Genomic DNA, 12895 nt, shown 5'->3' on the forward strand with positions numbered 1-12895 from the left:
CTTTATTTCATATCCGTACCTAAAGTTCAATTATACGCACACAAATGACGGCGGACACGAGAATGCTCCGCCGTACTTTAATTGTGTGATCGGGGTCGCTGGTATTAGCTTAAAATCGTTTCTTGATCTTCTAATTGACCAACAACAACATTGTTAATGACTTCATCTTTTTTGCCTGCATGTACAGTGTTAGTCAATGACGGCATCGCGTACGAAGAGAAGTTGATCGTATCTAGCATCGTGAGTAGTGCTTCAACAGTATCCAGTGAGGTCATACATACCACACCATTTTCAACCGCTTCACGGCGGATACGGAATCCGTCACGAGCAGGTGTTTTCCCTTTAGTAAAGGTATTTACAACGAAGTGTGCTTGTCCACTGCGGATAAGATCCAGAATGTTCGGCACGCCTTCTGTTAGCTTATGAATAACAGTAACTTTGATCCCTGCTTCTTCTAGTGCTTTTGCTGTACCACTTGTCGCAATAATTTTATAGCCTAGACGATAGAATCCTTTAAGCAAACGAACCGCTTCTGGCTTGTCTTTGTCTGCTACTGTAGCAATCAAAGCACCAGTGGCTGGTATTTTCATACCTGCTCCGATCAATCCTTTATACAGAGCTTTCGCATAAAGTAGATCGCGTCCCATAACTTCACCTGTTGATTTCATTTCAGGGCCTAATGTAGGTTCTACACGACGTAATTTGGCAAAAGAGAACACCGGTACTTTTACCGAGATATATTCGCTTTCTTTCCACAATCCTTCGCTATATCCCAAGTCTTTAAGCTTAATGCCTAGAATTGCTTGTGTCGCAATTTTCGCCATCGGAATATCAGTTACTTTACTCAAGAATGGCACTGTGCGTGAAGAACGTGGATTCACTTCAATCACGTAGACTTCATTTTTGAAAATAACGAATTGGATATTCACCAAGCCGACTGTTTTAAGCTCTTTGGCTGTACGAATAGTGATATCGACCACTTTCTGCTTTAGTTCTTCAGACAGATGTTGCGGAGGATAAACAGCGATTGAGTCACCGGAGTGAACTCCTGCACGCTCGATATGTTCCATGATTCCCGGTACAACAACGGTTTCTCCATCACAGATCGCATCGACTTCAACTTCTTTACCTAGCATGTAACGGTCAATCAATACCGGATGTTCTGGATTCACTTTGACTGCTTCTGCCATATACAGTAATAGCTCTTCATCAGAGTAGACAATTTCCATTGCACGTCCACCCAGTACATAAGAAGGACGAACCAAGACTGGATAGCCTAATTTCTGTGCTGTTTCTACTGCTTCATCTATCGATAACACGGTGCTACCTTCAGGTTGAGCAATATTCAAGCGAGAAAGTAAAGCTTCGAACTTTTTACGATCTTCTGCTTCATCAATACTTTCTAAGCTTGTTCCTAGAATTTTAACGCCTGCTTTGCTTAATGGTGCTGCAAGGTTAATCGCTGTTTGTCCACCGAACTGTACGATAACCCCGATTGGATTTTCCTGTTCGATAACATTCATGACATCTTCAAAGAATAATGGCTCAAAGTACAGTCGATCTGAAGTGTTGAAATCTGTTGAAACGGTCTCTGGATTATTGTTGATAATAACCGCTTCATAACCAGATTCTTGAATTGCCCAGACAGCATGTACAGTTGAATAATCGAACTCTATCCCTTGACCGATACGGATCGGACCGGAACCTAGAACAACGATTTTTTCTTTCGCACTTGGAATCACTTCATTTTCAGTCTCAAATGTTGAGTAGTAGTATGGTGTAGTCGCTTCAAATTCTGCTGCACAAGTATCTACCATTTTGAACACTGGCATCATGTTATTTTCTTTACGATATGCACGAATACTATGCTCGTTATTCATAGGATCTTCTGGATGATTGATATTGCGTAGTTCAGCAATCGAGCGATCTGTAAATCCAAGACGTTTCGCCATATATAATGTATCATCGCTTAGTGTATCTTCTGAAGAAATTACAGATTCATAAGCGACAATACGTTCGATTTTATCTAAGAACCACCAGTCAATATTGGTGAGTTGTTGAATTTGTTCTAAGCTATAACCACGACGGAATGCTTCTGCGACTAAGAAAAGACGCTCATCATCTGCTTTGGCTAGACGTTCATCTAATACGCTATCTTCGATATGTTCTGCATCTTTTAAGTGAATACGATGAACACCGATTTCAAGTGAACGGACTGCTTTGTGAATCGCTTCTTCAAATGTACGTCCAATTGCCATCACTTCGCCTGTTGCTTTCATCTGTGTACCTAGCTTACGGTTAGCACTGATAAATTTATCGAAAGGCCAGCGTGGAATTTTAGCTACAATATAATCTAATGTTGGTTCGAAGCAAGCATACGTTTGTCCTGTTACAGGATTCACGATTTCATCTAATGTGTATCCCATTGCGATCTTCGCTGCCATTTTCGCAATCGGATAGCCTGTTGCTTTGGAAGCAAGTGCAGATGAACGACTTACCCGTGGATTTACTTCGATGACATAGTATTGATAACTTTGTGGATCAAGAGCGAACTGTACGTTACATCCACCTTCAATATTCAGTGCACGGATAATTTTGAGAGAAGCAGAGCGTAGCATCTGATATTCACGATCAGAAAGCGTCTGGCTCGGTGCAACAACGATACTATCGCCTGTATGCACACCTACTGGATCAAAGTTCTCCATGTTGCAGACAACGATACAGTTATCATTAGCATCACGCATAACTTCATACTCGACTTCTTTCATACCTGCAATACTTTTCTCTACCAGACATTGTCCGATCGGGCTATAACGAATACCAGCTTGTACCGTTTCGCGTAATTCTTCTTCATCAACACAGATACCACCACCTGTACCGCCCAATGTATAAGCAGGACGTACAATGATTGGATATCCGATCTCATTTGCAAATACTAGCGACTCTTCAAGGGTGGTTACAATAACACTTTCAGGAACCGGTTGATCTAATTCGCGCATCAAGTCGCGGAACAGATCACGATCTTCCGCTTTTTCGATCGATTCTAATTGCGTACCTAGTAATTTAACATTTTCGCTTTCTAGTACACCTGCACGTGCTAATTCTACAGCCATATTCAAGCCTGTTTGTCCACCCAGTGTAGGGAGTAGGCCATCAGGACGTTCTTGACGGATAATTTGAGTGACAAATTCAAGCGTGATTGGCTCGATGTATACTTTATCTGCCATATTTGTATCTGTCATGATCGTTGCAGGATTACTGTTGATGAGTACAACCTCTACCCCTTCTTCTTTCAGTGCCTGACAAGCTTGTGTACCTGCATAGTCAAATTCAGCAGCTTGACCGATAACAATAGGTCCGGAACCAATCACAAGTATTTTTTTGAGTTCATTATTTTTGGGCATATCAGTTAGCTCCTTTCACAGCAGCCATCATTTCGGCTTGACGCGTTTTTTGAGGGTGTTGTTCTTTATATTCACGAATCATCGTTAGAAATTGATCGAATAGATAGCCGTTATCAAAAGGCCCTGGTGCTGCTTCTGGATGATACTGTACTGAAAATGCTGGATACGTCTTATGCTTTAATCCTTCAATCGTTTTATCATTGTTATTGATATGAGTCACTTCAAGTTCTGTTCCTTCAATAGAAGTTTCTTTCACCGTATAACCATGATTTTGCGATGTAATGTAGCAACGACCTGTTTGCAAATCTTTGACAGGATGGTTACCACCACGATGTCCAAATTTCAATTTGTCTGTGTCTGCTCCGCAAGCCAAAGCAAACAATTGATGCCCTAAGCAAATACCGAAGATTGGATATTCGCCAAGTAATTCTTCAATCACTTTAACCGCAGCCGGTACATCTTTCGGATCTCCTGGACCGTTAGATAATTGAATACCATCTGGATGCAGACGGCGAATCTGTTCTGCTGTTGTATCTTGCGGTACAACCACAACATCACAACCACGCTGAGACAGTTCACGTACAATCCCTGTTTTTGCGCCGTAATCGATCAGTACAATACGTTCTTTCGGTCCTGGACTTGTATAAATATGAGAAGTTGAAGTGTGACTTACTTGGTTCGTAGCCGATACACTACTGTTCAGACGCTCCATCAATTCTTCTGTTGATAATGATCCGCTTGTCAAAATGCCTCGCATTGTTCCTTGATGGCGGATACGACGTGTTAACATGCGTGTATCAATATCACTTATTCCGATAATGCCATGTTCGCGTAGCAACTCATCAATCGTGTATTGAGCACGCCAGTTACTAGGTACAGGCTCATGTCTACGAACAACGAATCCATTAATGTACGGACGAACCGATTCAAAGTCATCACGGTTAATACCATAGTTGCCGATCAGTGGATACGTCATCGTGACGATCTGTCCACAATATGAAGGGTCAGATAGCACCTCTTGGTAACCGGTAATTCCGGTATTGAATACAACTTCTCCAGTTGTTTCGCCTTCTGCTCCGAAACTACGGCCTGTAAATAATGTTCCATCTTCTAATAACAATTTTGCCTGCATCCCGTTTCACTCCTCTATCTATCTTAAAAGTTTGTTATGTTCAAATGAATATTTATATCATTTTTTAGTATATTTATGCTTTAAAAGCCGTAGCTTCCTGCGACCACACGACTTGACCGTCTACGATCGTTGTCTGTGGCCAACCTTGTAATGTCCAGTTGGTAAATGGTGTATTTTTTCCTTTTGTAGCAAATGTAGTTGGATCAACCACTTGCTCTGTTTCCAGATCAATCACGGTTAGATCAGCAGGAGCCCCTTGCTCTAAGCGTCCTGTTGGTAAGCGGAATACTTTAGCTGGATCAGATGTCATGCGATCTACAAGCATTTGTAATGACCAGCGTCCTGTTTTTACAAATTTGGTATATAACAATGGAAATGCGGTCTCGAATCCGACGATACCGAAAGGTGCTAATTCCATTCCTTTTGCTTTTTCTTCTTCACTATGAGGAGCATGGTCTGTCACGATAATATCAATCGTGCCATCTTCTAACGCTTGAATACAAGCTTCTACATCGCGTGGTGTACGTAGAGGCGGATTCATTTTCCAGTTCGCATCCATACCCGGAATATCTTCATCCGATAAGATCAAATGATGCGGACATACCTCAGCAGTCACTTTGATACCGATCGATTTGGCTAAGCGGATCAAGCGAATTGATTGCTCTGTACTGACATGACACACATGATAATGAACACCTGTAGCTTCAGCCAGTAAAATGTCGCGTCCTACATGGATAGCTTCAGACTCATTTGGAATCCCTTTAAGACCATGTTTACGAGCAAATTCTCCTTCACTGACTGATGCTCCAACGACCAGTGAATCATCTTCACAGTGAGCAATGACTGGCATATCCATCGAAGCGGCAAGTGCCATCGCATTTTTCATCATTTGTGCATTTTGTACACCTACACCATCATCGGTGAATCCGATAGCCCCTGCTGCTTTGAGTGCGGCAAAGTCTGTTAATTCTTTGCCTAGCTCATTTAAAGTAATCGCTGCATAAGGAAGTACTTTGACACTGCCTGCTTCTGCTGCTTTGTCCAGTACAAGCTTCACCGTATCCGCATTGTCTGTCACCGGGCGTGTATTAGGCATACAAGCAATCGTTGTAAATCCACCTTTTGCCGCTGATGCTGTACCTGTTGCAATTGTTTCTTTGTGTTCAAAACCAGGTTCACGTAAATGAACATGCATATCAATTAATCCTGGTGTAACTAGCTTACCGGATGCATCAATTTCTGTTACTTCTTTGCCTGCTCCATATTGGACAAGCAATTCTGCTGCTTTTTGATCGCCTGTAAATAAGTGTTCAATACTATTATTTTCGATCCATATATGTTTGATTTCCAGTTCGTTATTTCCGTTCAATACATTTGCGTTTTTGATAAAAAGTGTCATTGTTAACCTCCGAAGTTGTATTGTTGATCATCGTAGTGCTTAGTTACGTAAGGCTCTTTCAATCACAGCCATCCGAATTGGTACACCATTTTGCATTTGTGGGAAAATTTTTGATTTAGGACTTTCCACCAGTGCATCATCGATCTCAACATTACGATTGACTGGAGCCGGGTGCATAATAATCGCATGCTTTTTCATCCGGGCAGCTCTTTCTTCGGTCAATCCATATTGTAGGCGATATTCTTCTGCTGACTTGAGCATGCCTACTGCATGGCGTTCAAGTTGCACTCTCAACATCATCACTACATCTGCTTGCAATGCTTCTTCCATACTGATATAAGAAACATCTCCCATATCATCGGCACGCATATTGTTCGGTGCGCAGAAGCTTACTTTGGCACCCATTGTCTGCAATGCCCATAGATTCGAGCGAGCGACACGGCTGTGTAAAATATCTCCAACAATTGCTACATGCAGACCCTTTAATTCGCCAAACTCTTGTCGCATAGTATACAGATCAAGCAATCCTTGTGTTGGATGCTCATTGTTACCATCGCCTGCATTAATAAGCGGTACATTTACTTTCTCTGCTAATTCTTGCAACACTCCTGAAGGTTTCAATCGAATAATTCCTGCATCGATACCCATACTCTCAAGTGTGCGAACTGTATCGTAGATAGATTCACCTTTTTCAACACTGGAGACTGCCGAAGTAAAGTTAAGTACTTCTGCACCAAGCCTTTTCTCAGCCATTTCGAAAGAGAATCGTGTACGTGTACTATTTTCAAAAAACATATTTGCGACAAAGCGTGATTGCAAAACAGATACTTGTTTCTCTGTATGTGCATCCCAATACGCAGCACGATCAAGTATAGACACTAACTCCGGTTGACTCATACCTTTGAGACCGAGTAGACTGCGTTGTTTCACTGTAGTGTTAGTCATAATCATGCAGTCACCTCACGGTGTTGCATAATATTCACTTGATCACTACCATCGATTTCGCTAAGTCGTACTTCAATCTCTTCTAATTTAGAAGTCGGTACATTTTTGCCAATGTAATCCGGGCGAATCGGAAGTTCACGATGTCCACGATCTGCCAGTACAGCCAGTTGAATCATTTCAGGTCGTCCACAATCCATTAGTGCATCCATTGCCGCTCTAATTGTTCTACCTGTGTAAAGTACATCATCGAACAAAATAATTTTTTTGTTGCGAATGCTTAGATTCGCTGGTGTAAGCATCGTGCTACTATTGATATCTGTAGGACGTCCATTGTCTTGGTCATCACGATATCCTGTAATATCTAGCTCTCCACAAGGAACAGGTTTGCCTTCAATTTCTTGAATACGCTCTGCAATCCGTTGTGCCAGATAAATACCACGTGTACGAATACCGACCAGAATACAATCTTCAATCCCTTTATTTTTCTCCAAAATCTCATGCGCAATACGTGTAAGTGCGCGGCGGATTGCTGTCTCATCCATGATAATGCGAGTCTCTGTATTCATTATCGTTAGCCTCCTCAGGTTTTGTACACCCTGGGCCCCGTGGTCAACATCATAACGCGTGTCTGGTCATACTTGATTTCCTGACTAGATTGCACGTTCTAAGACAGGGTATAAAAAAGACTCCCTGCCCTAAAACGGCAAGGAGTCTTTAGTCATAGACACACGTCATGACAGTCATACTCAGACGCACTGTAGTATGCACCACTCCACACAGAGGGTGTCCTACAGTGAACATCGTTCACGTTACCTTGCCAGTCTCACGGGACTGAATTAAAGGTGCTTATTCATCTGAAATGAATTATGACAGAAACTTGAGTCACTGTCAACCGCACAACTTACCGTGGGATGATGAAGAAATCATTATATAGTTGTAAAAGGATTCTCACACTTCGTTTTAATAATCATAATTATACAATATATACGAATAAATATCCACAATTATAAGTAAAAATATCATTTTAATCGATTTTTATTCATTATTTATTCATGATGATCCATTACAATGTTCTATTGAATTAGTTGTCGATAGGATATAGACATAAAAAAGAAGCCATTCTAGTGATAGAATGACTTCTTTGACTTATTCATGGCTTAACGATTACGTAGTGAAAACAACACTTGTTCAAGATCATCAGGGATCGGTGCTTGGAATTCTAAATATTCACCTGTTGTAGGATGAACAAACCCAAGTACTGCTGCATGTAATGCTTGCCCATCCAGTGTGGATGTCTTGGCTCTTACACGTCCATACATCGGATCTGCCACTAGCGGATGATCGATAAATTTCATATGCACGCGAATTTGATGTGTACGTCCTGTCTCAAGGCGAAGTTCGACTAATGTAAAATCACCAAAACGCTCTGTCACTACAAAATGGGTCACTGCATGCTTGCTGTTCTTCTCCGTAACCGTAAACATTTTACGATTCTGTGGAGAACGACCGATCGGTGCATCTATTGTTCCTTGATCATGATCTACATTACCATGAACAAGCGCTATATATTTGCGGGTAACCGTATGATTTTTGAGCTGTTCTGATAATGAAGCATGAGCTTTATCATTTTTGGCAGCCATCAATAATCCTGTTGTATCTTTATCAATACGATGTACGATACCCGGACGCACTTCGCCATTGATCCCTGATAAGTCTTTGCAATGATACATCAAAGCATTAACCAGTGTATCGGAAGAATGACCGACAGCAGGATGGACAACCATACCACGAGGCTTATTAATCACGATTACATCTGAATCTTCATAGACGATCTCAAGCGGAATATCTTGTGCTTCGATTTCTACAGTAGATAGACTTGGAAGTTGAACGATAACCTGTTCATTTTCTATCAATTTATGATTCGCTTTAATAACTTTGCCATCTACAGTCACTAAGCCATCTGTGATCCACTGTTGTACTTGAGAACGTGAGAAACCTTCTGGCAATAAGTCTGTAATGTATTTATCAATACGAGTTTTGGCATCTTCAGCATCGATTGTCCATTCCATCATTTGTCCAGTGTTTACTTCTGCCTCATCATCACCAATTTCTTCAACATGTTCCAGATCAGGCATATCCTGCTCTACCGACTGTGTATCTTGAACCTCATTTAACTCTGATTTGTCTTGCTTACTCACTAAACATTCTCCTCTTCATGACCGGCAGCTTGTTTCTTCTGACGGCTCATATCCAGCAGTGCGTCTATAATAATCAATGCCACCCCAACCACAATACAAGAATCGGCTACATTGAAAATCGGAAACGTATAACTACCGAAGTTAAATTGTAAAAAGTCTACGACTTCTCCCATACGTGCACGATCAATAAAGTTACCAATTGCTCCACCTAAAACAAGTGACAAAGCAACAGGCAATAATTTATCCGGTTGTGATTTTACTTTTTGGATATACCATATAATCGCAACAACGACTATTAAAGTAACAACGACAAAAAACCAGCGTTGATTTTGCAAAATACCAAAAGCAGCACCTTGATTACGGTGGGAAGTAATCAAAAAGAAATTGCCGATCACTGAAATCTGATCTCCTCGTTCCATCCCAGTAGCGATCCAGTATTTGGTTAACTGATCTACAATAATCGCTATAATTGCAATCACATAATATATCACAATAATCCTCCACCCTATTGATATCTTATCCATGTGCTTCGTCCAATACTACCACTAAACACAGCTTTGTTTATTGTAGCACAGCCTAGAATCAGTCGTCTATTGAGAAGCCTGATAATAAAAAGCATGAGTATCATTTCACTACTTTAAAAGTAGATTAATGATGCTCATGCGTATTGAATATATAACCTAGCATGTGATTCGTATAGCCGTTATTTAAGAAATACGGATACCTACATTTTGACCCATTAATTCAACTTGTTCCATGCCTTCTTCTCTAGCAAACGATACATCATTAACCAATACATTTTCACGAAGGACATGATCAAATGTTTGGATCGCTTGACGAAGATCATCATTCACAGACAATGTTAAATTGACATATTTCTCTATAGGTAAATCTAATTTTTTACGATAGTCTTGGACAGCACGTACAATCTCACGTACCCATCCTTCTTGCTCTAGTTCAGGTGTTACATCTGTATTGAGTGCCACTGTTAGACCATAACCAGATGCAGAAGCAAAACCAGACTTCGCTTTTTTCTCAACTAATAGTTCTTCGTTCGTCACTTGTAATTCTTCGCCTTCTGGAGAAAGAATATGCAAGAAGCCATCTTCAACTACTTTACGCGTTTCTTCTACAGCCATGCCTTTGAAGAAGTTTTGCAAGAAACCTACGTTTTTACCGTATTTCTTACCAGCAACTTTAAGATTTAATTTAAGAGTGAAGTCAACAAATCCAGAATCATCGGTCTCCGTATGAATACCTTTGACATTGATCTCATCTTTGATGATCTCTTCATAACTATTCAAATCAAAATCTTTGTCCAATGAAACGATCAGCTCAGATAGCGGTTGACGTGTTTTAAGCCCTGTTTCGTTACGTACATTACGTGCTAATTCAACAATACGACGAGCTGTTTCCATATCACGTTCTAGCTCAAGGTCGATCAGATCTTCATTGGCAACAGGATAATCATCCATATGCACACTTTCACCACTGCTTAGGTTTAGATAGATATCTTCAGCTAGCATAGGTGTAAATGGTGCAATCAATTTGGCTGTTGTTAATAATACTTCTGTTAATGTGCGATAAGCATCTAATTTATCTTCAGTTAGACCACTACCCCAGAAACGATCACGCGAACGACGGATATACCAATTACTGAGTTCATCAACAAAAGCTTCGATCGCTTTGGAAGCATTTAAGAAGTCGTTAACAGCTAATCCTTTTTCTACTTGTTTGATTAAACTGTTCAGACGAGATAGAATCCAACGATCCAATTTATGTGCTGATGGTTGGAAAGGATGTTCTGCTGGATCGAATCCATCAATCGTTGCATACAATGTCATAAAGGCATGTGTATTCACAAGAGTATCGACCATTTTAGATTTGGCTTCGCCGACAATACCTTTAGAGAAACGTTTGCTATTCCATGGTGCACTATCGGATAACAATGCCCAACGGAACGCATCTGTTCCATACTCATCAATAACTTCCCACGGATCAATAACATTACCTTTAGACTTGGACATTTTTTGTCCTTGTTCATCCAAGACATGACCTGTCGCCATAACAGCTTTGTAAGGTGCTTTGCCTGTGATTAACGTAGACACTGCTAATAGACTGTAGAACCAACCACGAGTTTGATCGATACCTTCACAGATCATATCTGCCGGGAACTGTTCTTGGAACGTATCTTGATTTTCAAAAGGATAATGTTGTTGAGCAAAAGGCATGGAACCACTATCGAACCATACGTCGATCACTTCAGGTGTACGAATCATTTCATATTGACCACATGAACTGCGTACTTTGATATCATCTACATACGGTTTGTGTAGTTCAATATTTTCAGGCACATCACCAATCGCACGCGCGCGAAGTTCAGCGATACTATGTGGCGCAAATTGTTCACCTGTCTCTGCACAGACCCATACGTTAAGCGGTGTACCCCAGTAACGATCACGACTGATATTCCAGTCTACTAAGTCTTCCAAAAATTTACCAAAGCGTCCATCACGTATATGCCCTGGATACCAATCCACTTCTTTATTGTTAGCGATCAGTTGTTCTTTGACTGCTGTCGTTTGGATAAACCAGCTGTCCATTGCATAGTATAGAAGTGGTGTATCACAACGCCAGCAGAATGGATACGTATGCTCATATTTTTCTTTGCTGAACAAACGATCTTTTTCAGACAACAAACGCACGATATCAATATCACAATCTTTAACAAAACGACCTGCAAAATCAGTTACTTCTGCTACAAATTTACCTTCTAAATCCACCATATTCACAAAGCTGATTCCATTTTCACGGCAGACACGATAATCATCTTCACCATGAGCAGGCGCCATATGAACAATACCTGTACCACTTGCATCGGTAACAAAATCTGCACCTAAAATGATATTAGCTTTTTCTGCTGTAAAATAGTTAAAAGGCGGCGCATAGGTTTTGCCTACTAATTCTGCACCTTTTAATGTACTAAGCACTTTATATTCGCCTTTACCATCTTTCATCACATCGTCTACCAGATTTTTGGCAACGATATAGACGCTTCCATCTTGACTCACACGTACATAATCCATATCTGGATTAACAGCTAATGCTACGTGAGAAGGTAATGTCCAAGGTGTAGTTGTCCAAGCTAGAACATATTCACCACTATCATCTAATTTGAATTTTGCGGTTGCGCTCAAATCTTTGACATCTTTATATCCTTGAGCCACTTCATGAGAACTTAGTGTCGTCTGACAATCAGGACAATATGGACTTACACGGTGCCCACGATACAATAGACCTTTGTCATGAATCGTCGCTAGATTGTTCCATACACTTTCGATATAGTTATTTTCAAGCGTTACGTATGGATGATCTAGATCTGTCCAGTACCCAATAGCAGATGTAAGATCACGCCATTGTTGCTCATATTCAAATACACTTGCTTTACACTCTTGGATAAATTTCTCTACACCATACTCTTCGATCTCCGGTTTGTGAGAGATACCTAATTTTTTCTGTACACCAAGTTCTACAGGAAGACCATGTGTATCCCAACCTGCTTTACGAACAACACGGTATCCTTTCATCGTCTGGTAACGACCTACAAAATCTTTGATGACACGTCCAAGAACGTGACCGATATGAGGCTTACCGTTAGCTGTTGGTGGACCTTCATAAAAAACAAAGTTAGGTTTGCCTTCGCGATTCTGAATAGAACGTTGGAATGTATTTTCCTCATTCCATTTATTTAAAATCCGTAAATCACGTGTACGTGCTTTTTCTTTGACATCTACTCTTTGCATGATTTTATCATCCT

8 protein-coding genes are annotated in these 12895 nt (G+C 40.7%); all 8 read right to left on the reverse strand.

The window, feature by feature from the left end; genetic code table 11:
* Positions 1-104: 104 nt before the first annotated feature.
* On the reverse strand, positions 105-3404 hold the full coding sequence (gene carB / locus PaeCFBP13512_RS01700; protein ID WP_069328967.1) for a carbamoyl-phosphate synthase large subunit: 3300 nt from the start codon (positions 3402-3404) through the stop codon (positions 105-107).
* 1 nt (position 3405) lies between these two features.
* On the reverse strand, positions 3406-4536 hold the full coding sequence (carA, locus tag PaeCFBP13512_RS01705; RefSeq protein WP_137220748.1) for a glutamine-hydrolyzing carbamoyl-phosphate synthase small subunit: 1131 nt from the start codon (positions 4534-4536) through the stop codon (positions 3406-3408).
* 73 nt (positions 4537-4609) lie between these two features.
* Positions 4610-5935, reverse strand: coding sequence for a dihydroorotase (locus PaeCFBP13512_RS01710; RefSeq protein WP_137220749.1), 1326 nt, complete (start codon positions 5933-5935; stop codon positions 4610-4612).
* Between the two features lie 39 nt (positions 5936-5974).
* On the reverse strand, positions 5975-6886 hold the full coding sequence (locus tag PaeCFBP13512_RS01715; RefSeq protein ID WP_137220750.1) for an aspartate carbamoyltransferase catalytic subunit: 912 nt from the start codon (positions 6884-6886) through the stop codon (positions 5975-5977).
* Entirely contained in the window at positions 6883-7446 is a 564-nt protein-coding gene (pyrR, locus tag PaeCFBP13512_RS01720; protein ID WP_069328963.1) for a bifunctional pyr operon transcriptional regulator/uracil phosphoribosyltransferase PyrR, read from the reverse strand. The genes PaeCFBP13512_RS01715 and pyrR overlap by 4 nt, the downstream gene beginning before the upstream one ends.
* A 591-nt stretch (positions 7447-8037) precedes the next feature.
* The gene (locus tag PaeCFBP13512_RS01725; RefSeq protein ID WP_371748222.1) at positions 8038-8952 is read right to left on the reverse strand and encodes an RluA family pseudouridine synthase; all 915 of its coding nucleotides are present in this window, start codon (positions 8950-8952) and stop codon (positions 8038-8040) included.
* 125 nt (positions 8953-9077) lie between these two features.
* Positions 9078-9569, reverse strand: a complete 492-nt coding sequence (gene lspA / locus PaeCFBP13512_RS01730) for a signal peptidase II (RefSeq protein ID WP_137220751.1) — start codon at positions 9567-9569, stop codon at positions 9078-9080.
* Positions 9570-9785: 216 nt separating this feature from the next.
* Entirely contained in the window at positions 9786-12881 is a 3096-nt protein-coding gene (gene ileS, locus PaeCFBP13512_RS01735; protein ID WP_137220752.1) for an isoleucine--tRNA ligase, read from the reverse strand.
* Positions 12882-12895 lie beyond the last annotated feature (14 nt).

The sequence above is a fragment of the Paenibacillus sp. CFBP13512 genome (assembly GCF_005233705.1).
In the GTDB taxonomy this organism is placed as follows: domain Bacteria; phylum Bacillota; class Bacilli; order Paenibacillales; family Paenibacillaceae; genus Saccharibacillus; species Saccharibacillus nuruki.

Coding starts and splice junctions, on each gene's coding strand:
- carB (WP_069328967.1), bottom strand. CDS start 3,404: ATGCCCAAAAATAATGAACTCAAAAAAATACTTGTGATTGGTTCCGGA.
- carA (WP_137220748.1), bottom strand. CDS start 4,536: ATGCAGGCAAAATTGTTATTAGAAGATGGAACATTATTTACAGGCCGT.
- PaeCFBP13512_RS01710 (WP_137220749.1), bottom strand. CDS start 5,935: ATGACACTTTTTATCAAAAACGCAAATGTATTGAACGGAAATAACGAA.
- PaeCFBP13512_RS01715 (WP_137220750.1), bottom strand. CDS start 6,886: ATGATTATGACTAACACTACAGTGAAACAACGCAGTCTACTCGGTCTC.
- pyrR (WP_069328963.1), bottom strand. CDS start 7,446: ATGAATACAGAGACTCGCATTATCATGGATGAGACAGCAATCCGCCGC.
- PaeCFBP13512_RS01725 (WP_371748222.1), bottom strand. CDS start 8,952: ATGATGGAATGGACAATCGATGCTGAAGATGCCAAAACTCGTATTGAT.
- ileS (WP_137220752.1), bottom strand. CDS start 12,881: ATGCAAAGAGTAGATGTCAAAGAAAAAGCACGTACACGTGATTTACGG.